The sequence below is a fragment of the Kitasatospora sp. NPDC058048 genome, assembly GCF_042885555.1.
Lineage (GTDB): Bacteria > Actinomycetota > Actinomycetes > Streptomycetales > Streptomycetaceae > Kitasatospora > Kitasatospora lactacystinica.
Window position 1 is genome coordinate 358,216 of sequence record NZ_JBHVRT010000001.1, and the last position, 22,645, is coordinate 380,860.

General features: G+C 73.2%; 16 protein-coding genes and 3 pseudogenes. 10 read left to right on the forward strand and 9 right to left on the reverse strand.

Annotation, left to right across the window (positions count from 1 at the left end; genetic code table 11):
• The first annotated feature begins 162 nt into the window (after positions 1-162).
• The 3 genes from ACFVVA_RS01370 to ACFVVA_RS01380 all read left to right on the forward strand — a co-directional run bounded on the left by ACFVVA_RS01370 (position 163) and on the right by ACFVVA_RS01380 (position 4,305).
• Complete coding sequence (locus tag ACFVVA_RS01370; RefSeq protein ID WP_387684528.1) at positions 163-591, forward strand: hypothetical protein; 429 nt, start codon at positions 163-165, stop codon at positions 589-591.
• Positions 588-3,368: an FxSxx-COOH system tetratricopeptide repeat protein gene (fxsT, locus tag ACFVVA_RS01375; protein WP_387684530.1), complete on the forward strand. Its 2,781-nt coding sequence runs from the start codon at positions 588-590 to the stop codon at positions 3,366-3,368. Before ACFVVA_RS01370 ends, fxsT begins: the two co-directional genes overlap by 4 nt.
• A 121-nt stretch (positions 3,369-3,489) precedes the next feature.
• The gene (locus tag ACFVVA_RS01380; RefSeq protein ID WP_387684532.1) at positions 3,490-4,305 is read left to right on the forward strand and encodes an SAM-dependent methyltransferase; all 816 of its coding nucleotides are present in this window, start codon (positions 3,490-3,492) and stop codon (positions 4,303-4,305) included.
• Between the two features lie 66 nt (positions 4,306-4,371).
• On the opposite strand, the gene ACFVVA_RS01385 is transcribed toward ACFVVA_RS01380, so the two are convergent.
• Positions 4,372-5,451, reverse strand: coding sequence for an inosamine-phosphate amidinotransferase 1 (locus ACFVVA_RS01385; RefSeq protein WP_387684534.1), 1,080 nt, complete (start codon positions 5,449-5,451; stop codon positions 4,372-4,374).
• 527 nt (positions 5,452-5,978) lie between these two features.
• Positions 5,979-7,802, reverse strand: a complete 1,824-nt coding sequence (locus tag ACFVVA_RS01390; RefSeq protein ID WP_387684536.1) for a hypothetical protein — start codon at positions 7,800-7,802, stop codon at positions 5,979-5,981.
• A 264-nt stretch (positions 7,803-8,066) separates the two neighbouring features.
• On the opposite strand from ACFVVA_RS01390, the gene ACFVVA_RS01395 reads away from it, so the two are divergent.
• From ACFVVA_RS01395 to ACFVVA_RS01405, 3 genes are read left to right on the forward strand one after another with little or no spacing between them, the layout of a single operon-like run.
• Positions 8,067-9,026 carry an HpcH/HpaI aldolase/citrate lyase family protein gene (locus ACFVVA_RS01395; RefSeq protein ID WP_387684538.1) on the forward strand — a complete coding sequence of 320 codons (960 nt, stop codon included), beginning with the start codon at positions 8,067-8,069 and terminating at the stop codon, positions 9,024-9,026.
• A 2-nt stretch (positions 9,027-9,028) separates the two neighbouring features.
• Positions 9,029-10,264: an aminotransferase class I/II-fold pyridoxal phosphate-dependent enzyme gene (locus ACFVVA_RS01400; protein WP_387684540.1), complete on the forward strand. Its 1,236-nt coding sequence runs from the start codon at positions 9,029-9,031 to the stop codon at positions 10,262-10,264.
• A gap of 18 nt (positions 10,265-10,282) precedes the next feature.
• Entirely contained in the window at positions 10,283-10,813 is a 531-nt protein-coding gene (locus ACFVVA_RS01405) for a MaoC family dehydratase (protein ID WP_387684542.1), read from the forward strand.
• A 91-nt stretch (positions 10,814-10,904) separates the two neighbouring features.
• On the opposite strand, the gene ACFVVA_RS01410 is transcribed toward ACFVVA_RS01405, so the two are convergent.
• From ACFVVA_RS01410 to ACFVVA_RS01425, 4 genes are all read right to left on the reverse strand, one after another.
• Complete coding sequence (locus ACFVVA_RS01410) at positions 10,905-11,936, reverse strand: zinc-binding alcohol dehydrogenase family protein (RefSeq protein WP_387684543.1); 1,032 nt, start codon at positions 11,934-11,936, stop codon at positions 10,905-10,907.
• 29 nt (positions 11,937-11,965) lie between these two features.
• On the reverse strand, positions 11,966-13,291 hold the full coding sequence (locus ACFVVA_RS01415; protein WP_387684545.1) for a peptide ligase PGM1-related protein: 1,326 nt from the start codon (positions 13,289-13,291) through the stop codon (positions 11,966-11,968).
• A gap of 209 nt (positions 13,292-13,500) precedes the next feature.
• Positions 13,501-15,189, reverse strand: coding sequence for a CocE/NonD family hydrolase (locus ACFVVA_RS01420; protein ID WP_387684547.1), 1,689 nt, complete (start codon positions 15,187-15,189; stop codon positions 13,501-13,503).
• A gap of 283 nt (positions 15,190-15,472) precedes the next feature.
• On the reverse strand, positions 15,473-16,597 hold the full coding sequence (locus ACFVVA_RS01425) for an RICIN domain-containing protein (protein WP_387684549.1): 1,125 nt from the start codon (positions 16,595-16,597) through the stop codon (positions 15,473-15,475).
• Between the two features lie 263 nt (positions 16,598-16,860).
• Between ACFVVA_RS01425 and ACFVVA_RS01430 the strand changes: the two genes are divergently transcribed.
• From ACFVVA_RS01430 to ACFVVA_RS01445, 4 genes and pseudogenes are all read left to right on the forward strand, one after another.
• The gene (locus ACFVVA_RS01430) at positions 16,861-17,904 is read left to right on the forward strand and encodes an NAD(P)-dependent alcohol dehydrogenase (RefSeq protein ID WP_387684550.1); all 1,044 of its coding nucleotides are present in this window, start codon (positions 16,861-16,863) and stop codon (positions 17,902-17,904) included.
• 48 nt (positions 17,905-17,952) lie between these two features.
• The gene (locus tag ACFVVA_RS01435) at positions 17,953-18,240 is read left to right on the forward strand and encodes a hypothetical protein (protein ID WP_387684552.1); all 288 of its coding nucleotides are present in this window, start codon (positions 17,953-17,955) and stop codon (positions 18,238-18,240) included.
• 91 nt (positions 18,241-18,331) lie between these two features.
• Positions 18,332-18,455: pseudogene (locus tag ACFVVA_RS01440) on the forward strand (IS5/IS1182 family transposase); the annotation flags it as partial.
• Positions 18,456-18,960: 505 nt separating this feature from the next.
• Positions 18,961-19,086 (forward strand): hypothetical protein, encoded by a 126-nt coding sequence (locus ACFVVA_RS01445; RefSeq protein WP_387684554.1) that lies wholly within the window; start codon positions 18,961-18,963, stop codon positions 19,084-19,086.
• Between the two features lie 180 nt (positions 19,087-19,266).
• Here ACFVVA_RS01445 and ACFVVA_RS01450 read toward each other — a convergent pair.
• The 3 genes and pseudogenes from ACFVVA_RS01450 to ACFVVA_RS01460 form a co-directional block, all read right to left on the reverse strand.
• Positions 19,267-20,226, reverse strand: a pseudogene (locus ACFVVA_RS01450) (chitinase); the annotation flags it as partial.
• 195 nt (positions 20,227-20,421) lie between these two features.
• A pseudogene (locus tag ACFVVA_RS01455) lies at positions 20,422-20,970 on the reverse strand (carbohydrate binding domain-containing protein); the annotation flags it as partial.
• 282 nt (positions 20,971-21,252) lie between these two features.
• Complete coding sequence (locus ACFVVA_RS01460; RefSeq protein ID WP_387684556.1) at positions 21,253-22,620, reverse strand: hypothetical protein; 1,368 nt, start codon at positions 22,618-22,620, stop codon at positions 21,253-21,255.
• Positions 22,621-22,645: the final 25 nt, after the last annotated feature.

Sequence of the window (22,645 nt, forward strand, 5' to 3'; positions counted from 1 at the left end):
TCTGCCATGCGGCACTGTCAGTCGATCGCAACCGGATCGAGACCGATCGTTTCGCCCGTCCCGGACCCGCCGCTCCCCCGGATTCCCTACGCTGTGGCCGATCCACTGCGGCCGGCCCGCTCCGGCCGGCCGCGTTCGGTCCGGGATTTCGAGGGGGAGCCCATGGAGCTCGACGCGTTCATGGAACTGGCCGGCCCGCCGATCGGCGCCGCGATCGCCGCCTACGGCGACTCGGTGCTGACGCAGGCGCAGGACGCGGCCGCGACCGCCACCGTGGGCCTGGGCACGCGCATCCTCCAGCGCGTCTGGAACCGGCGCGACCAGCGGCAGCGCGAGGACCTGGAGACGAACGTCCTGGAGGCCGCGGAGGAGGGCGCGGGCGCGGACGCCCAGGGCGCGCTGCGGCAGGCCGTGCGGCGCACGCTCCACCAGGACCCTGCGCTGCTCGCGGAGCTGGCCGCACTGCTGGCGCGAGCGCAGCCGGCGCCGGTCAGCATCGTGGTGAGCGGCCAGGGGGCCGTCGTCAACACCGGCAGCAACAGCGGGACGATGAGCAGCAGGACCGTCGTCCACCGGGACGACACCCGGTGACGTCGCCCACCCACCACTTCAGCGGTGCCGGACAGATCGCCAACTTCAACAGCTCCAACGACGGCCTGATGGTCACCCAGGTCACGACGATCGTGCTGCCCGCCGAGGCGCTGCGCTCCGCGGCCGACACCCCGGCCGTCGACGTCGTCCACCTGCTCCGGCCGAACGGCCGCTTCACCGGCCGGCAGCGGGAACTGGCCGCGCTGCGGGAGGTGTTGAGCGCCGAACGCACCGGGCCCGGCGCGGCGACGGCGGTGCTCCACGGGCTGGGCGGGGTCGGCAAGAGCACCCTGGCGCGGCAGTACGCCCAGAGCTTCCACGCGGCGTACGACCTGGTCTGGTGGATCGAGGCGTCCTCCCCGGGGGCCGTCGAGGAGGCCCTGGCCGAGATCGCCCGGCGGCTGAACCCCGTGTGGGCCGGAACCGCGCAGCGGCCGGAGCTGACCGCCTGGGCGCTGGCCTGGTTCCAGCACCACACGAACTGGCTGCTGGTGTACGACAACGTCGAGGACCCGGCGCTCCTCGCGCCGTTCCTGGGCAGCCTCACCGGCGGGCACCACCTGGTCACCACCCGGCTCGCCGACGACTGGGACGCGGTCGGCGTCGACTCCGGCGACGCGCTGCTCGCACTCGACGTCCTCCCCCAGGAGCATGCGGCCGAGCTGCTGTGGTCCTGGGTCTGCGAGTGGGACGGGTCCGACGAGTCCCGCTGGGAGGTCGGACAGCTGGCCCGGGAACTCGGCGGCCTCCCGCTCGCCCTCGACCAGGCGGGCGCCTACCTGCGCCGGACCCGCACCACCGTCGCCGCCTACCGCGGCCGGCTCGGGCTCCAGCTGTTCAGGACCCCGGCCGGCCGGGACCCGCAGCGCACCGTCGCCAGGGTCTGGCAGGTCACCCTGGCGGCGGTCGCCGAGGACGACCCGGTCGCGGTCGACCTCCTGCACGCCCTGGCCTGGCTGGACGCCGACGGCTGCCCGCGCGACCTGGTGCACCGGCTGGCCCCGGACGAGATCGCGGCCGACGACGCGCTCGGCGTCCTGTACGCCTACAGCATGATCGGCTACGCCTGGCGCGACGTCCGGGTGCACCGGCTGGTCCAGGGCGTGCTGCGCGCCGACGCCCTCGCCCGGCGGCCGGCGGGGGCCGCTCCCCGGGGCCGGCACGAGGCCGAGCAGGCCCTGCTGCGGACCGTGCGTCCGGCCGGGCCCGACCAGGACCCCGACGCCGCCGAGCTGGCCCGCCTGGTCGGCCAGATCCGTGCCCTGGCCGTGACCGACCCGCGGGACAGCTGCGACTCGGCGGTGTTCAACCTCTACGCCGGCGCCGCCCTGAACCTGGAGGCCCGGGGGCAGACCGCTTGGGCGCTGCCGCTGTACGAGGGGTACGACGCCCAGATCCGGCACGGCTTCGGGCCCGAGCACCCGTTCACCCTGGTGGCCCGCTCCGCACTCGCCCGGGTCCACCTCGCGACCGGCCGGCCCGACCGGAGCCTCGGGATCCTCGGCCCGCTCCTGGAGCAGAGCCTGCGGGTCCACGGCCCCGGGCACCTCACCACCCTCAACATCCGCAGCAGCCTCGCCTCCACCCACCAGGCCCGCGGCAGTGTCCAGCAGGCGGTCGAGGAGTACGAGAGGGCCGCCGACGACAGCCGGGCCGCCCTCGGCCCGGGCCACCTCAGGACCCTCACCCTGCTGAGCGACCTGGCAGGCGCCCACGCGGCCCTCGGCCGGTTCGACCGGGCCATCGGGATCTACGAGGACCTGCTCGGCAGGGACCCCGCCGACACCGGACCCGACGACCTGCCAGGGCCCATGGCCGGGCTCAACGGCCTGCGGCTGCGCAACAACCTCGCCGGGGCGTACGAGACCGTCGGCCGCTACCGGCAGTCGATCGCCCTCTACCAGGAGGTGCTGGCCGACTTCGAGGAACTCGTCGGCTCCGAACACCCCGACACCCTCAGCTGTCTGAGCAACCTCGGGTACGCCCACCACGCGGCCGGCGACCTGGAACGGGCCGGGGAGATCTACCAGGACGTCCTGACCCGGCGTGCCGACGCCCTGGGCGAGGAGCACCCCGACACCCTGCTCAGCCGGAGCAACCTCGCCCACCTCTGCCTGACGAGCGGTGACATCGCGACCGGGTTCGACCTCTGCCGCACGACGCTGGCCCAGCGCACCGGTGTGCTCGGCCCGGAACACCCCGACACCCTGGCCAGCCTCTCCATGCTGGCCTCCGCCCATGACGCGGCGGGCGAGCCGGAACGGGCGCTCCCCCTGTTCGAGGAGGCCCTCCGCCTGCGCCGCGAGGTCCTCGGCCCCGACCACCCGGACACGCTGCGCAGCGCCGGGAACCTCGCGGTCGCCTACCACGGGCGGGGCGAGTCCGCCCGGGCCGTCCCGCTGTTCGAGGCCGTGCTCGCCGAACAGGCGCGGGTGCTCGGCCCGGAGAGCCGCGACACCGTGCTCACCCGCAACAACCTCGGGGTGGCCTGCCGGGGCGCGGGCGACCTGGAACGGGCACGGTCGCTGCTCACCACCGTGCTGGAGCAGCGCACCCGGCTGCTGGGCCCGGACCACCCGGACACCCTCGGCAGCCGCGCCGCCCTGGCCCGGGTGCACGAGGCGGCGGGCGACCTCACCGCGGCCGTCGAGGGGTACCGGGCCGCCCTCGCCGGGCTGACCCAGGCGGTCGGGACGGACCACCCCGTCTCCGTCGTGGTGGCGGGCCTGCTGGCCGAAGCGCAGCGCACGCGCGACGATCCCGGTCCGCGGCGGTAGCCCGGCGGGTCAGTGGCCGGGCGGGTCAGTGGCCCGGCGGGTCCGCGCGTGGTGCCGGGCCGGGCCGGGACGGCTCTCCTACCATCGGGGCGACAGCGGATCCCAGGGACGGGTTGGCCCCATGACCGACGGCACCACCGGGATCGACCGGTCGAAGCCCAGCATCGCCCGCGTGTACGACTACCTGCTCGGCGGCACGGACAACTACGCCGTCGACCGCGAGGTCGGCGACTTCTTCCTCCACGAGCTGCCCGGTTCGGTGGCCATGCCGTTCGCCAACCGCCGGGCCCTGGTCCGCGCGGTGGGCGCCATGGCCGGCGACGGCGTCCGCCAGTTCGTCGACCTGGGCAGCGGCCTGCCCACGGCCGAGAACGTGCACCAGGTGGCCCGGCGGCACCGCGCCGACGCCCGCGTCGTCTACGTCGACAACGATCCGACCGTGCTCGCCCACGGCCGGGCGCTGCTGGCCGCCGACCCCCGCACCACGCTGGTCCGGGCGGACCTGCTGCAGCCGGAGGGGATCCTCGGCGACCCCGACGTCCGGCGCCTGATCGACTTCGGCGAACCGGTGGGAGTCGTCTTCAGCGCCGTCCTGCACCACCTGGAGGATTCCGAGCGGCCCGCCGCTCTCGTGCGCTGGTGGGCGGAGCGGGTGCCCCCGGGCAGCCTGGTCTACATCTCCCACTTCCGCTCCGGCGGGAACGAGGAGACCAGGCGCATGGAGCGCAAGCTCCAGGAGAGCTTCGGCCGCGGCCGCTGGCGCACCGACGAGGAGATCCTCGCCCTGTTCGGCGACCTCGACGTGCTCGAACCGGGGCTGGTGCCCTGCCCGCTGTGGCGTCCTGAACCCGCGCCGGGCAACGGTGGCGCCGCGGCCGAGGGCGACCTGTCGGTGTGGGAGCGGCTGATCTCCTGCGGACTGGCCCGCACGTCCTGATCGTCGCGGGCCCCGTCCGCGAGGGCCCGGCCGGCCGCCGCCGGCCGGGCTCCCCGCACGTCCCGGTCAGGACAGGTAGTCCTCCAGCCCGCCGTCGCGCCGGGTGTCCAGGGTGACGCAGTGGAAGCCGCCGCCGAGCGCCCGGGAGTGCCGCAGCCGGTGCGGCAGGACGGTGATCCCGGCGTGCTCCAGCTGCTTGATCAGGCTCTCCTGGCCGGACTCGACGATCGCGGTGTCCGGGGAGACCATCAGCAGGTTCATGCTGATCCAGCTCTCGCTGAGCGCGTGCTCGGGCGTGTCCCCGGTGGGCTCGGCCGGCGGGCACCACAGGATGTCCCAGCCCTTCAGCGGCGCCGGGACGGTCTCCGGGCTGATCCGCTCGGGGTTGAGCAGCACCAGCCCCGGCCGCAGCAGCGCGATGGTGCTGTCGATGTGGGTGTACCCGTAGATGTCGCGCAGCGGGTGCAGCCGCAGGCCCCCGTCACCGAGCAGGCCGAGGGTGGACTCCAGCCACCGCAGGCCGAGCTCGTTGCCGCTGCGGGAGACCTGGTAGAACACGTCCCGGCCGAGCCTCAGCACGTTCGCGGCGTCGAAGACCGGCTCGGCCTCGCCCAGCAGCGGCAGCCCGTCCGCGTCGAACTCGAAGAGCTCGTCGCCCAGCTGCGGCCGGGGGGCGGCCACCCAGCGCGCGCCGCGGCGCAGGTAGTCCTGGAAGAGCCCGCGCAGGCCGAACACCTCGAAGTAGCGCTGCCGCATCGGGCTCGCCACCTCGATCAGTGTCTCGCCGGCCACCAGGGTGAGGTCCCGCGGGCAGTAGGAGTGGAAGCCGCCGTCGGCCTCCCAGAGCGGGGAGGCGAACCCGGCCGCGTGGTCGACCGCCTCGGGCCGGTGGACGGTGACGCCGAGGCCGCGCAGGGTGGCCACCAGCGCCTCCAGGTCCTCCTCGGTCTCCTCGACGACCTGCCGGGGGTAGGGGCCCGCCTCGATCGAGGCGAGGTCGGCGGCACTGGTCTTCGGGAAGCAGGACAGCCAGGAGGACGGCTCGGTCTGCTCGGGCAGCCGGGCGCCGGCGGCGGTCCCGACCACGATCTCCCGCAGTGTGGTGAATTCGTCCCAGCTGTGGACCGGACGGGCCGAATCGGACATGACTCTCCCTTGACACGGGTTTGGGGAAACGCGGAAAGGACGGCGGACGCGACGGCTCGGACCCGCGCGGCTTCGAACCGCGCCACAGGACGGCAGCGCCCGGTGGGCTCCGAAGGACCGCGGGCCGTCGGCGGAGCGGGGTCCCCCGGACATGCGGAAAACAGCGACGGAAATCGGGACGGATTGATCGCCGGACCGGCTCCGGCCGACCACGGCGTTACGGGAAATCACCGGCCGGGCAGCCGAATTCGCATTTCGGAGGGCCGGGATCGCCTGTCAAGCTACCCGGACGACCGACGGCGGCGCAAGGACCGTGATCGGCACCGGACGCGCCGCCTCACCGGGCCTCCGGTCGGCCCGTCCGTTGTTCAACTCCCCCGCGCCGAGGCTGATCAACACCCGGGCCACGGCCCGAAAGCCGCCCCCGGGAGCCGACCCCGGGAGCCGACCCGGGCGAGGGCCGGCAGCCGGCCCGGACGCGGTGCCCGTGGGACCGGCCGTCGCCACCGGGCCGCGCACTCCGGGTCTCACCACCGCCAGGCCCGGCGGATCCGGCTCCCGCCCGCCAGGGCCAGCAGCGCCCCGCCCGCCGCGGCGACCCCGGCCACCGCCAGGTTCTGGCGCTGCGCCCGGCGCCGGCCGGCGGCCTCCGCCCGGGCGGAGGCCGCCAGGAAGGCCCGCTCGATCCCGGCCGCGGCCAGCTCGCCGGCCGCCACCCGCCGCTTGAGCTGCTCCAACCGGACACCCCGGCAGAGCAGTTCGGGGTCCTGGTCGGCGGCCTCCCAGCCCCGGGCGGCCGCCGAGAGCCTGCGCTGCTCGCCCAGCGCCTCGCGGCCCTCCGCCAGCCACCCGCGCAGCCGGGGCCAGGCCTGCGGCAGCGCGTGGTGGGACAGCTCGACGGTGTCCCGGTCCACCACCACGAGCCGGGCCCGGACCAGCCGTTCCATCACCTCGGGCACGCCGGGATCGTCGAACTCGGCCCGCCGGACCGGCTTGCGGGCGCCCTCGTCACCCCCCGGCACCAGGTCTCCCCCCGATAAGAGCCCGCCGCCCGGCGTCAGTGCGTCGCCCAGGGCCGTCGCGCCGCCGGCCGCCTCCTCGCCGGCACCGAGCAACTCCCCGCCGAGCCGCAGGAACACCGCCCGCGCCCGGGCCTGGCCGGCCGGGTCCAGCCCGTTGTACAGCGACTCCGCCGTCCGGGCCAGCGCGCCCTCGAAACCTCCGGTCGCCTGGAATCCGGCCAGGGTGAGGGCGTTGCCGCTGCGCCGCCGCCAGGTCTCCAGCAGTGCCGTCGACACCAGCGGCAGCGCGCCCGGCTGCTGCGCGGCGGTCGATATCAGGACGGCCAGCAGGGCGCCCTCGACGGTGCAGCCGGACCGCAGGGCCGGCTCGGTGATCGCCCGCCGCAGCTCGTCCGGCGCCGGACGCCCCACCGACAGCACCGCGTTCCGGCCGGCCTCGGCCAGCCCCGGGTGCTCGGCGAACAGCGGCCCGCACTGGTCCGAGCGGAGCACCAGCACCACCCGGCACCGGGCCGGCACCGCCACCGGCAGCCCGTCCGGCGCCTGCCTCGCGGCGCCCGCGGCGGCCGCCACCAGCGCGTCCAGGAAGCGCGCCCGCTCGGCGGCGTCCCGGCAGCGGGTGCGCAGCTGCTCGCCCTGGTCCACCACCAGCACCGGGTCGCCGGCCGTCGGCCCCGAGGCGCCCCGCGCGCTCTCCCCGACTCGCTGCCCGAGCCGGGCGAGCGCGAGCGCGTACGCCTCCATCGGTCGTTCGCCGGGAGTCAGCAGCGCCACCGGGACACCGCCGTCGGCCGAGGGCCGGCCCGCTCCGCCCCCGGCCCCGGTTCTCCGCCCGGCCGCCGCGCCGGCGCCCGGAGCCCCGCCGAGCCGGGCCAGCAGACCGGCTCTGACCAACGAGGACTTGCCCGCCCCGGACGGCCCGGAGAGGATCACCAGCCGCCGTTCGGCCAGCAGGGCGGCCAGCCGGTCCAGCAGCGCCTCGCGGCCGAAGAAGCGCTCGGCGTCGGCCGCCTCGAACGCGGCCGCACCCGGGTAGGGGGCGCTTCCGGCGTCCTGGGAGCGCCGCCGGGCCGCGGTGTCGGCGGCCAGTTCGGCGGCGAGCAGCTGCCAGCGGTGCCGCCACTCCCGCACGTCCCCGCCGCAGGCCTGCACATAGGCGACGGTGACGGCGAGGCTGGGCAGCCGCCGGCCGCCCGCGGCCACCGACAGGCTGGCCGCCGAACAATGGGCCCGCAGGGCGAGTTGACGGTACGGCGGACTTCCGGCGCGTTCCCGCAGGGCCCGAAGATCGCCCGCGAAGCGCAGCAGCGGCCCGTCCCCGGGGTCCAACGGACTTTCCCGACGCGGCACTACGGCCCCCTTCTCCGTTGATGCGGTGTCCTGAAACCTCGACTGCCCACGCGCCACACGCGCCGCGTGCGCCTCGTGTCCATCCCCCGGTTATTCATCATGCACAGCACCCGTTGGCGTCAAACAATGGTGCGCGCGGGTCGGTTGTTCCGAGTTGATGTTCAATGTCCAGCCGTACGGCGCCGAACAAAGCCGGTGGGATAGAACCGGACCCCGCAGCCTTCGGCGACTTCGGAGACATCCATGAAGTTCACGCGGTACTGCCGTTCCCTCCTGTCCACACCCGCGATGGCAGTGGAGCGGTACACCAAGAGCCATCAGTCCGGGGCCGACATCGCCATGGTCGATCTGGAGGATTCGGTCCCACCCGCCCGAAAGGAGGAGGCCCGTCGACTGGCCGAGGAGTTCTTCGCGCTCCCGTCCGCCAAGCTCGCGCGCAGCGCGGTGCGCATCAACACCCTGTCCGGACCGGACGGGCTGCGCGACCTGATCGCCATCGCCCGGTACCGCGTCAAACCGGACCTGGTGCTGATCCCGATGGCGGAGTCCCCCCGGGACATCGAGATCGCCGCCGGCGCGCTCGCCGCGGACTGCCCGGAGACGGAGTTCCTGGCGGTCGTGGAGACCCCGCTGGGCATCGAGCACGCGCCCGCCATCGCGGCCGCCGGACACCGGCTGCGCGGGCTGGTCTTCGGCTCGGCGGACTACGCCTTCGCGGTCGGCGCCCGGCTCTCCTGGGAGGCCCTGGCCCACGCCCGCGGCCGGGTGGTCAACAGCGCCCGCGCCGCGGGGGTGGAGGCGATGGACGCACCGTTCTTCGAGGTCTCCGACCTCGTCGGACTGCGCCGGGAGGCCGGGCTCGCCCGGGACTTCGGGTTCAGCGGCAAGATCGCCGTCCACCCGCGCCAACTCGCGCTGATCAACGAGCTGTTCAGCCCGGGCGAGGAACTGCTTGAGCGCGCCCGCCGGGTGGTCGCGGCCGGTCTGGAGAACGGCCGCTCGGTCACCGTGGTGGACGGGGTGATGGTCGGCATGCCGTTCTTCGAGGCCTCGCAGCGTCTGATCGAGCAGTTCGACCCGCCCCGGCCCGACGGTTCGCACCACCCGCAGCACCCCCACCGCGCGCAACACGCGCAACACGCGCAGCACCAACCGCAGGGCCACGAGCCCACCGACCCCCCGAACCACGCGACGGAGAAGTGACGATGACCGAAGAATCCATCCTCGGCCCGCGCCGGTACCGCAACGCCGAGGCCATGCTGGCCAGCGCCGACCCGGTCTGGCAGGCGGCCGGCGCCAACGGCCTGATCGGCATCACCGCGGACTCGGAGTCCAACAACCGGCTGATCGTCCGCGAGACCGGCCACGAGTTCGCCAACATGGTCTCCTGCTCGTACCTGGGCCTGAACAACCACCCCGCGGTCCTGGCCGGCGCGGTGGACGCGCTGACCGAGTCCCGCAGCACCTCGCTGGTCCTCTCCACCACCCGGATCCGGCACAACCTGCTGGTGCGGCTGGAGGAGGAGCTCGGCGAGCTGTTCGGCGCGAACATCCTGCCGGGGGCGTCCTGTACCACGCTCACCGCGGGCATCCTGCCGCTGATCGCCTCCGGCCACCTGGACGGCACCTGTCAGGGCGGCGGCGGCCCCCGGGTGATGGTCTTCGACCGCTTCTGCCACTTCTGCATGGCGTACATGAAGCCGGTCTGCGCGGACGAGTCGCTGGTGCTGACCTGCCCGCACAACGACCTGAACTACCTGGAGGACATCTGCCGCAAGTACCCGCGGGTCGCCTACGTCGCCGACGGCGCCTACTCGATGGGTGGCACCGCGGCCCTCGACGGGCTGCTCGAACTCCAGGACCGCTACGGGCTGTTCCTCTACATCGACGACTCCCACTCGCTGTCCATCGCGGGCGAGCGCGGCGAGGGCTACGTCCGCTCCCGGCTGGAGATGAACCCGCTGACGGTGATCACCGCGAGCCTCGGCAAGGCCTTCGGCACCAGCGGCGGCGTCGCGATGCTCGGCAACCGGGAGCAGTTCGAGTTCCTGCACCGCCACGCCGGCCCGATCGGCTGGTCGCAGAACATCCCGCTGCCGATGGTCGGCGCCTCGCTGGCCAGCGCCGCCATCCACCGCTCCCCCGAACTGGCCGACCTCCAGGGAGCGCTGGCCCGCAACATCGAGCTCTTCGACGAGCTGCTGCCGACCACCTTCGCGGGCAACGGCCTGCCGGTGCGCCGGGTCGACGTCGGGGAGGCCGAGCGGGCGGTCAAGCTGTCCGCCCAGCTCTTCGAGCGCGGCTTCTACAGCTCCGCGGTGTTCTTCCCGATCGTCCCCAAGGGCGAGGCCGGGCTGCGGCTGATGCTGCGCGCCGACATGGACGAGCGGCTGATCCGCGAGTTCGCCGGCCACGTCAAGGAACTCACCTCCGACCTCTAGGACCTGGGAGCAGCCGCGATGGACACCACCGAACCGGCCGGCTACCGGCTGATCGGCGAGCGCCGCTACCGCGAGGTGGTCGGGCGCTACTACGAGGAGTTCGAGGTCGGCGAGGTGGTCGAGCACCGCCCCGGGCGGACCGTCACCGAGCTCGACAACGTGCTGATGAGCATGCTGAGCATGAACGACGCCCCGCTGCACATCGACGCCGCCTACAGCGCGCACACCCCCTGGGGGAAGCCGATCGTCTCCAGCCTGGTGACGCTCAGCATCGTCGGCGGGATGACCGCCCGCTCGACGAGCGGGCGCACCATCGCCAACCTGGGCTGGGAGAACATCCGGATGACCCACCCGGTGTTCGCCGGCGACACCCTCTACGCGGAGACGGAGACCCTCGCCAAGCGGCTCTCCGAGAGCCGCGCCGGGCAGGGGATCGTGCGCTGCCGCACCACCGGGACGAAGTCCACCGGCGAGGTCGTGGTGGTGTTCGAGCGCAGCTTCCTCGTCCCGCTGCGCGGCCACGGCCTGGACGAGGTCGCCGGGTACTGACCCGGCGCCGGGCCCGACGGTCTCCACCGTCGGGCCCGGCACGCGGGAGGGGAGGGCGGCCGGCCGGCCGCCCTCCCCTCGCGCGCTTCGTTCACGCCTCGCGGCGGACGTCCACCAGCACCTTGCCCATGGTCTGCCGCGCGGCCATCGCCCGGTGCGCCGCGGCCACCCCGGACAGCGGCACGGTCCGGTCGATCCTCGCCACCAGCCGCCGCTCGGCGGCGAGCCGGAACAGGTGGTCGGCGATGCTCTCGAACAGCGCCCGGTCCGTGAGCACATGCCTGAGCCAGAAGCCCTGCACCCCCGACGAGCGCTCGGTCAGCTCGCCCATCGTGAAGCCGTCCTCCACGCCCTCCCGCGCCCCGACCGACACCAGCCGCCCGAAGGGTGCCAGTCCGGCCAGCCCGGCGCGCAGCACCCGGCCGCCGACCGAGTCCACGAACAGGTCCAGCCCGCCCGACTCCGCGAGCCGCTCGCCCAGGTCGGGGTCCTCGGAGTCCAGCACGGCGTCGGCGCCCAGCGAGCGCAGGAACTCCCGCTTCTCCGGGGTGGAGGCCAGGGCGACCACCCGGCCCGCCCCCAGCTCCCTGGCCAGCTGCACCGCCAGGTGGCCGACCCCGCCCGCGGCCGCGGACACCCCGACGGCGTCGCCCGGCCGCAGCCGCCCCGCCAGGACCAGCGCGCCGTACGCCGTCGCCCCCTGCTCCAGCAGCGCGAGCGCCTGCTCGTCGTCCACGCCGTCCGGCACCTCCACCGTGTGCGCCGCCTCGGGGACGGCCACCTCGGCGTACCCGCCGCCGGTGCGCAGCAGCGCGACGACCCTCCGGCCGTCCTCGCGGCGCCGCCCGACCGCGTCGACCCCGAGCACCACCGGCAGCGGGAGCTGCAGGTACTCGCCGGCGCGGATCTCCAGGTCGGCATAGTTGAGCCCGGCCAGGGTGACGTCCACCAGCACCTGGCCCGGCCCGGCCACCGGTTCCGGCACCGTCTCGATGCACAGCTCCTCCGGCCCGCCATAGCGATGGATCAACGCCGCGCGCATCCCCTTCCCGTCCCGTTCCGCTTCCGCCTGGCCCACGGTCGTCTCCTCCACGGTCGTCCCGATCTCGGTCGTCTCGTTCACGGTCTCGTCGTCCACGCCCGCCCCGGGCCTCATCCGGCGAACAGCGCGAGCAGCGCGCTCTCCAGGGCACGGACGGCCTCCGGGCTCTCGGCGACCACGCAGTACATCACCGAGCCGTCGGCCGGCCCGAAGTCGTTGCTGAACAGCACGCCGGTGCCGGTCCGCGGGTCGAAGGCCAGCCCGGCCGCGCCGAGCGCCGCCACGGCCTCGGCGAAGGACGGCACCTTGAGGCCGGCGAGCTCCAGCAGGTGGCGCGAGCCGCGGTGCTCCTCGCGCAGCAGGCGGGCGGCGAAGATGTCGTGCAGGTGGCTGGAGCCGGTGAGCCGGCCGTTGGTCTCGTGGAAGTAGATCTCGCCCCCGGGCGTCAGCACGGCGTCCGCGCTGACCGTGCCCCGGTAGCCGATCACCCGCAGCGACTCGCACAACCGGGCGCCCTGCTCGACGAGTTCGGCCAGGACACTCGCGTCCGGGGTGACCGGCGGGGTGATCTCGCCGACCACCACCGGCCGCATGACCATCTCGCCGCAGCCGGCGAGCACCACGGCCGCGTCGTCGACGAGGAACTGGGCGTACAGCGGCGCGCAGTCGGGGAAGTAGCGCTCCACCACCACCCGTTGGCCGCGCCCGCCGGTCAGCCAGGTCCACCGCTCGGCCACGTACGCGGCCACCGCCGCCCGGTCCGGCAGCGGCACCACCCGCTCGGCGCCGACCGCCTCCACCTTCTCGTCCCGGGCGAGGATCTCGTTGCCCAGGCCGCCCACCTGGTACTCGACCTTCAGCATCACGCTGTGCCCCTGCCCCAGCAGCTGCTCGACGGCGGCCTCGACCTCGGCCGGCGAGCCGGCCACCGTCCCGGGCGGGATCGGCACCCCGACGCCGGCGGCCAGTGCCCGGAACCCCGCCTTGCTGTTGACCAGGGCGTTGCCGCCCTGCGCGGCGAAGGGCAGGCCGGGCATCGCGTGCGCCAGGCCGAGCGCGGCCGCCAGCCCGGCCACCGCGCCGTTCGGCGAGACGGCCAGCACCTCGTCGACGGTGCGCCCGTCCAGGACGCGGCGCAGCTCCGCGAGGAAGCCCGGGTCGACCAGGCGGTCGGTGGTGAGCGCCTGGTCCCCGTGGGCGCCCGGCGGCGGCACCACGAAGGTCAGGCTGTCGGCCCGCACCCCGGTCAGCCCGGCGACGTACGCCAGGTACTCCGGGTCGGGGCCCCAGGGCAGCACCAGGACGTCGCCGTCCTCGGCCCACCAGAGCATCCGCTGCGCCCCGCACCCGGCGAACAGCTGCTCCAGCGGCGTCGCCCCGGTGAGGTCCCCGACCATCTCCTCGGTGCGGTTGTTCGCGATGCAGAGCGTCGTCATCTGGTGAACTCTCCCGGTGTCCGGCGCTGTCGCGGCCCACGCTCCTGGTCCCGCGCACGACACGGGTGTGGCGTGCGCTACTGGTGTAGCGCACCGGGGTTGTTCTGGTTCGGCCCTCGGTCATTGAACAAAACGCCGAACAACCGGCGGCCGGTCCGCCGCTGGGCGGACCGGCCGTTGCTGCGGTGGCGCCCTGCGGGGCACGGGCGTCAGTCCAGGGTGCCGAGCGGGATGTCGAGGTAGGACTCGGCGCCCTGGGGCGAGGTGAACTCGATGCTGGTCGGGGTGGAGTTGGCGTCGGCGAAGAACTGGTCGTGGGTGCCGATGACCAACTGGAGCACCCGGCCCCTGGCCAGGACGTAGTGGGCGGGCTGCAGCGGGAAGGTCACGGTGGTGGCCTGCCCGGCCTGCTTGTTGGTGAGGGTGTACGGGGCATGGGTGATGATGCGGGCCGTGCCGGTGGCCGGGTCGCAGTCCAGCAGGTAGGCCACGATCGTGGCGTCCATCGCCCGCGGCGTCACCGTCACCCGGAGCTCCAGGTCACCCTGGACGCGCATGGGCTGCTGCAGCGGCGCGGTGGTCCAGATCGCGGCGAGCTCGCGGTCGACCCCGGCGGTCCTGTAGACGTGCGGCATGCCGAGGCGCTCGACCAGCCCGGTCTGGACCAGCTTCGGGGCGACGACGACCGCGGTGTCCCAGCCGGTGGCCCGGACGGAGCGGGACCAGCCCGGCTGCGGCTGCCCCTCGGCCAGTCGCGCGTCGCTCCGGCCCGCGGCCGCACCGGCGAGGTGGAACCGCTTGCGGGGCAGGGCGTAGTCCGCCCAGCTGTCGTGGCGGAGTTCGGACAGGAGGTTGTGCATGTACTCGGAGCGGATGCCGAACTGGGGCGCCGCCCCGTCGCCGACGGTGCCGCCGAGGTGGTGGTCCATCCAGCGGTAGGCCATCTCGGTGGGCTTGGAGATGAGGCCGGTCAGGCCGGGGAGTTCGCCGTTGCCGTGGTCGCCGACCTGGACGAGCAGCGACTTGGGGCCCTGCAGGCCGGTGAAGAGGTCGACGACGGCGGGCACCGAGAAGATCGTCTCGTGCCAGGCGGTGGTCAGCAGGATCGGCGTCCGGGCGTCGTTGTAGGCCTTCAGGTGGTGCCTGGGCGACCGGACCCGGGCGAACTCCCTGACCTCGTCGTCGATGGTGTTGTTGCGGATCTTCTCGATGATCCCGCGGAACTCCTTCGAGCACCGCTCCTCGCCGAACAGCCGCACCAGCGCCTCGAAGGCCTTCAGGTGGCGGGTGCCGTTCTCGTACAGCGAGGCGAACAGGTCGCCCCAGGCGCTGGTGCCGACCACGGCCTTGACCCGCGGGTCCTTCGCGGCCACCAGCAGGCTGGTTCCGGCGCCGTAGGAGGATCCGAAGAACCCGATCCGGTCCGGGTCGACGCCCTCGATCTGGACCAGCGCGTTGATGATCTCGATCCCGTCGGCCACGTCCTGGGGCCCGGCCACGTGGATCTCGCCGCCGGACTCGGCCAGTCCGCGCTGGCTGTAGGCCAGGACGGCGTAGCCGCCGCGGGCCCAGCGCGGGAACATGCCGAGGTAGGCGTTGCGGCCGATCCCGATCAGCGGCGCGGGCATGACGACCGCGGGACAGGTCTGCCCGGGCGCGAGGTTGCGCGGGATGCTCAGCGCGGCGTCGATCATCGTCCCGTCCGCCATGGCGATCGAGAACTCCCGGTACCCGGCGGTCTCCGCGTACGTTTCGTACTCGTCGGCCAGACCCCACTGGTCGAGGCGGCCTATCCGGCGCGGCGACGGGTCCAGCATTCCTTCGCGGATCGCGTCCAGCCTGGCGAGATCCTCGGCGCTGAGCGCGAACGGGGTCTCCGGGGTTCCGTCGATGGACATGGCTGTGCCCGCCTTCCGTGGCAGTGATGCTGACGAGGTGTCAGAGACATGCTCGCGTCGTCGCGATCATTCCCGAGGAAGATCTCCCACCTATCACTCGAACGAGTGATCGGCATCGCCTCTGGACCGCAGCGGGCTCCCTCCTGGCGTACAGGCCCCGAGCGGCTCGCACCTCCCGCCCGTCCCCGGGGAGCCGACCCTTGACGTGCCGGCTCCCCTGCGCGATCCACGGGCCGTTCACCGGGGACGTTCCGTGCGCGATGCGGCGTGGCGGGATCCCGCGTCAGCCCTTCTCGCCGTCGGCCCAGGTGATGTCCATCTGGTCGATGAAGTAGCGGCCGTCGAATCGGAGGAAGACCTTGGACGAGGTGTCGTTGTCCGCGATCCAGGTCTTGTTCCACTGCACGACGGTGCCGGCGCCGTCGCGCTTGGGGAAGTAGAGGCCCTCACGGCGCTCCGGCTGGTTGTAGAAGCCGTGCCCGTTGGCCAGCCGGTACGGCGTCCGGACGAGGGAGCCGCTGTAGTCGTCGTAGAGCGCGGCTGGGAAGTTGGTGCGGGCGACGAGCTTCGGCGGGACGTAGTGGACGTCCACCTCGGCGGAGTCCACGTAGCGGGCGGGTTCCCCCTTCAGCCGGTGGAAGGCCCTGCGCGCGGCGCCCGCCGTGTCGTAGCTGTCCGTGAAGATCACGAGACTTCCCTCCCGCCCCTCCTGGTACCAGTCGCCCTGGGAGTACTGGTCGAAGTCGAAGGTCTCGATGCGCGTGCCCGGGGTGAGGAGCTCGCCGGGGACCTCCCGGAAGCTGGTCTCGTCGTAGATCTGCTCGATGGTTCGCACGCGCTTCTCAAAGCGGCGGGCCGGCACCCGGACCCGTCCCGTTCCCACCGGGAGGTCGGTGACCTTCGGCGCCGGAGCGGGCGCGGGCTCCGGCGTCGGCGCCGGGACGGGCGCGGGCGCCCAGGCGGTGCAGGCCAGGTCCTGGGCCCCGGCGCCCTTCTCCAGCACCAGCGGTCCGCCCGGCCGCTCGGCAGCCGGTTCGGCCAGGCCGAGGAGGCAGTTGGAGGAGTCGTGGAGGGCCATCAGCCGACCGGTGTCGCGCTGGACATAGGCCCGCCACGCCTGTCGCCAGTACGAGGAATCGCTGCCGGTGTCGGAGAACTTGGGCCGCAGGGTGACCGCGGCGCCCCGGCTCGATTCCTCGGCGGTCAGGTAGAGGCCGGTGGCGACGTGCCGGATCCGGTGGTTGATCACCCGGAACCGCTCGGCCACCCACTGCTCGCCGTCACCGCCGGTCTCGGGCCCGAGCACCACGGGGGTGCCCGCCGGGCTTCCCGCCGCGGCGCCCGCCACCAGGCCGGGAATGCGGTGCAGACGGAGCGTGAACACTTCGGTGGGCCAGTCGACCAACATGGAGAACACCTTCTCGTCAACCAAATATGACAGGACGTCACATCATGATCACCCACTCGGGTGCGGTCGCGCCAGGCGCCTCCTGGCCTGCCCGACCGTGCGTCCCGGGGCCGGCAGAGCGGCGCACCGTCCTCGTGGGTACCGTGGATGTGCTGGTCGACCGACCCGTCCGGCTCACCCGACCCGTCCGGCCCGGCCGACCCGGCCGACCCGGCCCGATCCGACCATCGCGGTTCCGTCCGCAGAAGGGGGAACGAACTCCCATGACCACCACCGTCGCGGCCTACGCCGCACCGGGCCCCAAGGCCCCGCTGGAACGCACCACCATCGAGCGCCGTGCGGTCGGCGAGCACGACCTGCTGATCGACATCGCCTTCGTCGGCATCTGCCACTCCGACATCCACCAGGCCCGCGAGGGCTGGGGCGAGGCGATCTTCCCCATGGTGCCCGGGCACGAGATCGCGGGCGTCGTCACCGGGGCCGGCCCCGGCGTCACGAGGTTCCGGGTCGGCGACCGGGTCGGCGTCGGCTGCATGGTCGACTCCTGCCGCACCTGCGACAACTGCCGGGCCGGCCTGGAGCAGTACTGCGACGACGGCCCGGTGTGGACGTACAACTCCGTCGGCAAGGACGGCCGGCCCACGTACGGCGGCTACGCGAAGAACGTGGTCGTCGACGAGAACTACGTGGTGCGCATCCCGGACGCGCTGCCGCTGGACAGGGCCGCCCCGCTGCTGTGCGCGGGCATCACCACCTACTCCCCGCTGCGGCACTGGAACGCCGGGCCCGGCACGCGGGTCGCCGTCGTCGGCCTCGGCGGGCTCGGCCACATGGGCGTGCAGATCGCCCACGCGCTCGGGGCCGAGGTCACCGTGCTGTCCCAGTCCCTGCGCAAGAAGGACGACGGCCTGCGGCTGGGCGCCGACCACTACTACGCCACCAGCGACCCGGCGACCTTCCAGAAGCTCGCGGGCACCTTCGACCTCGTCCTCAACACCGTCTCCGCCCCGCTCGACTTCGCCGCCTACTTCTCCCTGCTGCGCACCGACGGGGCCATGGTCAACGTCGGCCTCCCGGAAGAGCCCGTGGAGGTCGACCTCCGGCGGCTGGCCGGCAAGCGCCGCAGCATGAGCTCCTCGGGCATCGGCGGCATCGCCGAGACCCAGGAGATGCTGGACTTCTGCGCCGAGCACGGCGTGGCGGCCGAGATCGAACTGATCGGCGCCGACCGGATCAACGACGCCTACGAGCGCGTCCTCGCCAGCGACGTCCGCTACCGCTTCGTCATCGACACCGCCACCATCTGACGACCGGCCGGGCCGCGCCGCACCGGGCCGAGCACCTCGGAGAAGACCGTGCAACCGATCCTGGTGACCGGGGCCGCCGGCGAGTCCCACCAGCACTGGCAGCAATGGCTGGTCGAACAGGTGCTGACCTGGTCGGGCCTGCCCGTCGTCGAGGTCCGGCCCACCGTGTTCCTGGAGAACCCGCTCTTCCGGGCCGGACTGTCCTCGATCGCCAGGGACGGCACCGTCAGGCTGCCGTTGGGGCGGGCCAGGACCTGCCCCGTGGCGGCCGCGGACATCGCCGCGGTCGTCGCGGAGGTCCTCGCCGACCCGGCCCCGCACCTAAGGCCTGTCTGATAATTGATCTTGTGGCTGGTCGAGGTGAGTTGGCGGATTCGGCGTGGGAGCGGATAGAGCCCTTGTTGCCGCAGGTGGACGGGCGTGGCCGTTCCGCGCGATCGCCACCAGGTTCGACAAGCTCGCCGACCGCTACCGCGCCGGAGTCGTCCTGGCCTCCCTGATCCTCTGGCTCCGCGAACCAGCCAGATGATCATTTGCCAGACGGGCCTTAGCATGCTGACCTGTACTGCGCCGAGGTTCGCGAAAGGATCACCGGCTCGGAGCAGTGCTCGGCGTTCGGACTCAACCCCTCTGGCACACTCGGACGCCATGACGAAATGCCGTTCCTGCAAGCAGGACTACGACGAGACCGACGCCGCTGCCGTCAAGCACCACACGGGGGCCTTCGAGTGCAACTGGCCTTGCAGTCAATGCAAGGGCAAGCCCGAGTGCTATACGTGCGACAACGACGCCTGCTTCTGCGGCGGGCACTGAGCCCAGGCACGACGAAGCCCGCCACCAAGAGGTGGCGGGCTCGGTTGTGCTGCCACTCGACCACAAGTTGGTCACCCACCCGCGACCGGGCGGCGCTCCCAGAACGGCCCGGCCATCGCCTCGGAGGCCTCCGAGGCCCTCGGCCGGCCCGTCCGTTACGTCGACGTCCCGCTGCGGGAGTGGATCGACCACGACCTCGCACCGCTGGAGCTGCCGGAACACGTCCTCCAGCACATCTCCACCATGGCCCGCCTCCACGCCGAGAACCGCTACGACCGCCGGGCCGACGGCGTCCGGCAGGTCACCGGCCGCCCCGCCACCGGCGTGAGCGACTTCGTCCGGCGGAACGCCGACCTGTTCACCGGCTGACCGCCGGCTGACCATCGGGGACGCAGCGGGCCGGCGTCTTCTTCGAACAGCCCCCGCACCCGAGGGCTTCGACGACCCGCGCCCCGGAGCGGTGCACCGGGGCGCGGGGACGTCAGGGGAGTTCAGCGGGACGTCAGCAGGAACTCCCGGGGTTCCGGGGGTTCCGGGGGTTCCGGGGTATCAACGCCCCTGGAGGCGCTTGACGTTGTCGCCGAAGGACCAGCCCTTCGAGCCGTCCCAGTTGAGCGACCACGTCATGAGCCCCTTGAGCGAACCGCTGAAGGCGTTCCACGACTGGCCGACCAGGCCCGTGTCCATGTAGCCGCCGCCCGCACCGGGCTGGGCCGGCAGGCCGGGCACCTGCTTGTCGTAGGGCACCCGGATGGTGGTGCCCTGGATGGTCAGGCCGTTGTTCAGGCAGGTGGTCTGCGCGGTGAAGCCCTGGACGGTACCGGCCTGGTAGGAGTCGCCGGAGCAGCCGTACATGCTGCCGTTGTAGTACTGCATGTTCAGCCACCACAGCTGCCCGTTGTCGGCGTACTTCTTGACGATCGGCAGGTAGGCGCCCCAGATCGACCCGTAGTTGACGCTTCCGCCGGTGACGTACGCGGTCTCGGGGGCCATCGTCAGGCCGAAGCCCGCGGGCATCTGGGACAGCACGCCGTCGATGATGCGGATCAGGTTGGCCTGGGAGGCGGACAGCGTGTTGATGTTGCCGCTCCCGGACAGGCCGGTCTCGATGTCGATGTCGATTCCGTCGAAGTTGTACTTCTTCAGGATCGGGACGACGGTCGCGACGAACTTGTCGGCGACGGTGCTGGAGCTCAGGTCGATGCCGGCGGCGGCGCCGCCGATCGACATCAGGATCGTCGCCCCGGCCGCCTTGGCCTGGCACATCTCGGCGGGGGTCGAGACCTTGACGTTGGTGTCCATGCCGTCCTGCCACAGGACGGTGCCGTCCGAGAGGATCACCGGGAAGGCGGCGTTGATGACGTTGTAGCCGTGCGCGGCGATCCGGCTGTCCGTGATGGGCGTCCAGCCCATGCCGGGGTGCACGCCGTTCAGGGCGCCGTCCCAGTTCTCCCAGTACCCCTGGAGGACCTTGCCGGACGGCTTGGGCTTCGTGGGGCAGGTGTCGCTCGGCGGTGTGGTGGTGGGCGGCGTGGTGGTGGGCGTCGTCGGCGGCGTGCTGGTGGGCGGCGCGGTGGTCGGCGTCGACGACGTCGGAGGCGCGGTGGTCGGGGTGGTGGCGGTCGGCGAGGGGCTGCTGCCGCCGGGGCCGGTGAGCGACACGTCGTCCGCGTAGAACGCGGGCTGCCCGTACCAGCCGTGCAGGAAGACGGTCACCGAGGTGGTGTTCGCCCCGGTGGTGAAGCCCACGCTGAGCTGGCTGTACGAGGCGCTGTTCGCCGTCCAGGTGGAGGCGTTGGTGACACCGGTGCCGGTGGCGCCCAGGTAGATGTAGCTGCCCTGGACGTAGGCGCTCAGCGTGTACTGGGAGTTGGGCTGCACGCTGATGGTCTGGGTGCACTGGGCGGTGTCCTGGCCGGTCGGCGTGGCCTTGAGCGCGGAGACGCCGGAGTGGACCGGGCTGCTCACCGCCGCGCCCGCGCCGCCGGAACAGGTCCAGTCGGAAAGCCCGTTCTCGAAGCCGGGGTTGGCGACCAGGTTGGGGGTGGCGGCCCCGGCCGTGACGGTGCCGGCCACGGCGATGCCGGCGCCGATGACGGCCGCGGCGCTCACCCCGGCGAGGAAGCGCTTCAGGACGGTCGGCCCGTGCTCGGGGCGGCCGGTCCGGTGGACCTGTACTGCGCGTTCCACGGTCGCCCGCTCCGGGCGGAATCCGCCCGACGGGCGTGGGGTGCGCGACCTCCGACGAAACATGCTGTGCTCCCTTTCCGCCGAGCGTCATGGACATGACCGACGCGTGGGGGCGTGACGCCCGGCTCTGGGTGAGGTGGGGGAAACATGTGGGGCTGTGCCGGACCGGATCGTAGGAGGGACGGCAAGGGGAGTCAATAGGTCTGGACCAATTAGGTCTGGACCAATTGCGGGGGCGCGGCCCGACATCGCGACCGACCGCACGCCGCCGCCCGGTCCGCTCCGTACGAGCGGGCCGGGCGGCGGCGTGGTACGACGGCCGTGGTCAGTCCACCGCCGCCCCCGCTACCCGTGCGCCGCGGCGGCGGCCGCCGCGAGCGTGGCGACCTGGGGCTTGCGGATGTCGGAGTGCGCACCGGAGAACGGCTCGCCCTCCACGTTGTTGATGACGGCGGCGGCGTTCACCCGGTAGAAGGTCCCGGGCACGAAGGCGTAGTCGATGCCGCCCTCAGCCGGCATCACCCGGTCCCCGGTCGGCGCCACGGCCTGGTACCCGTCCGCGCCCATGCCGTCCCAGCGTCCGGCGACATCGGCCTCGGAGTCCTGGCGGGCGAGGAAGGACGCCTTCGGGTACCACACGCCGACGGCCCAGTCGTGGACGCTGTAGGTGGAGACGAGCGGGCCGTGCACCCGGTCCGCGAAGGCGTTCAGCGCACCCGCACTGCCGAAGGGGTTGTCCTGGGCGTGGGCGAAGCACCAGTGCGAGAACGCCCCCTGGATGAGCAGGAGCGAGGTGACCGGGCTGTCGGCGGGGGCGCCGACGCCGGCCAGGGTGAAGGAGACCAGCCGGGCACCGAAGCTGTGGCCGAGGAGGTGCACCCGCAGGCCGGGCGAGCGGCCGTGCAGGGTGGCCAGCAGCGGCCCCAGGCCGCCCCGGCCGATGTCGCCGGCCCGGGCCTTCATGATCGAGAACGAGAGCACCCGCAGCACGTCCTTCGCGCCGTTCACGGCGTGCTGGAACCAGTCGCCGATGCCCTGCGTGGAGGAGCCGGGTGGCGCGCTGCCGAAGGCCTCGGCGGCGGCCTGGTACGACGTCCTCGGATCGGTGTCCAGGAGCAGCGCGGTCTCGCCCGCGTCCTCGAACTCGCCGTCGGGCCCGGGCGGCGGCACCAGGGACCGGATCAACTCGTGGATCCCCAGCAGTCGTTGCTCCTTGGCCGCATCGGTCTCGGCCGCACCGGCCGCCGCCACCGCCTCGTCGATGCGTCGGCCGATCTCGGCCACTGTCTGCTGCTGCTCGGGGTCGGCGAAGCCCTTGCCCAGCGACGCGGCGATGTCCACCCCGGAGACGGCCGCCGTTCCGGCGCTGAGGTCCAGCAGGGCGCCGTCCCCGGCCTGGGGCGAGGCGACCGCCGGTGGCGGGGTCGCCGGCGTGGGCGGGAACCAGAGCGCGGGCCAGTAGACCCCCGCGAACCCCAGCGTGCCCAGGTTCGCCGCACCGCTGCCGGCCTGCCGGATCAGCGGGAACATCACGTCGTAGAGCTCGCGGGCGCTCTGTTCGTCCACACCCCACCCGTGGCTGAACACGAACAGGTCCGTGACCCCCTCGGCCGTCACCTCGTCGAGGAAGTCACCCGCCGCCGGCGCGGTCAGCACCCCCTTCTCGTCGAAGGTGAGGTCCCACACGGGCTCGTCGGTCGGCAGTCGCCTCATCGCACATGACCTTTCGGGTGGCCGT

Coding starts and splice junctions, on each gene's coding strand:
- ACFVVA_RS01370 (WP_387684528.1), top strand. CDS start 163: ATGGAGCTCGACGCGTTCATGGAACTGGCCGGCCCGCCGATCGGCGCC.
- ACFVVA_RS01445 (WP_387684554.1), top strand. CDS start 18,961: ATGGCCCGCCTCCACGCCGAGAACCGCTACGACCGCCGGGCCGACGGC.
- ACFVVA_RS01430 (WP_387684550.1), top strand. CDS start 16,861: ATGACCACCACCGTCGCGGCCTACGCCGCACCGGGCCCCAAGGCCCCG.
- ACFVVA_RS01405 (WP_387684542.1), top strand. CDS start 10,283: ATGGACACCACCGAACCGGCCGGCTACCGGCTGATCGGCGAGCGCCGC.
- ACFVVA_RS01380 (WP_387684532.1), top strand. CDS start 3,490: ATGACCGACGGCACCACCGGGATCGACCGGTCGAAGCCCAGCATCGCC.
- ACFVVA_RS01385 (WP_387684534.1), bottom strand. CDS start 5,451: ATGTCCGATTCGGCCCGTCCGGTCCACAGCTGGGACGAATTCACCACA.
- ACFVVA_RS01460 (WP_387684556.1), bottom strand. CDS start 22,620: ATGAGGCGACTGCCGACCGACGAGCCCGTGTGGGACCTCACCTTCGAC.
- ACFVVA_RS01420 (WP_387684547.1), bottom strand. CDS start 15,189: ATGTCCATCGACGGAACCCCGGAGACCCCGTTCGCGCTCAGCGCCGAG.
- ACFVVA_RS01425 (WP_387684549.1), bottom strand. CDS start 16,597: ATGTTGGTCGACTGGCCCACCGAAGTGTTCACGCTCCGTCTGCACCGC.
- ACFVVA_RS01395 (WP_387684538.1), top strand. CDS start 8,067: ATGAAGTTCACGCGGTACTGCCGTTCCCTCCTGTCCACACCCGCGATG.
- ACFVVA_RS01400 (WP_387684540.1), top strand. CDS start 9,029: ATGACCGAAGAATCCATCCTCGGCCCGCGCCGGTACCGCAACGCCGAG.
- ACFVVA_RS01415 (WP_387684545.1), bottom strand. CDS start 13,291: ATGACGACGCTCTGCATCGCGAACAACCGCACCGAGGAGATGGTCGGG.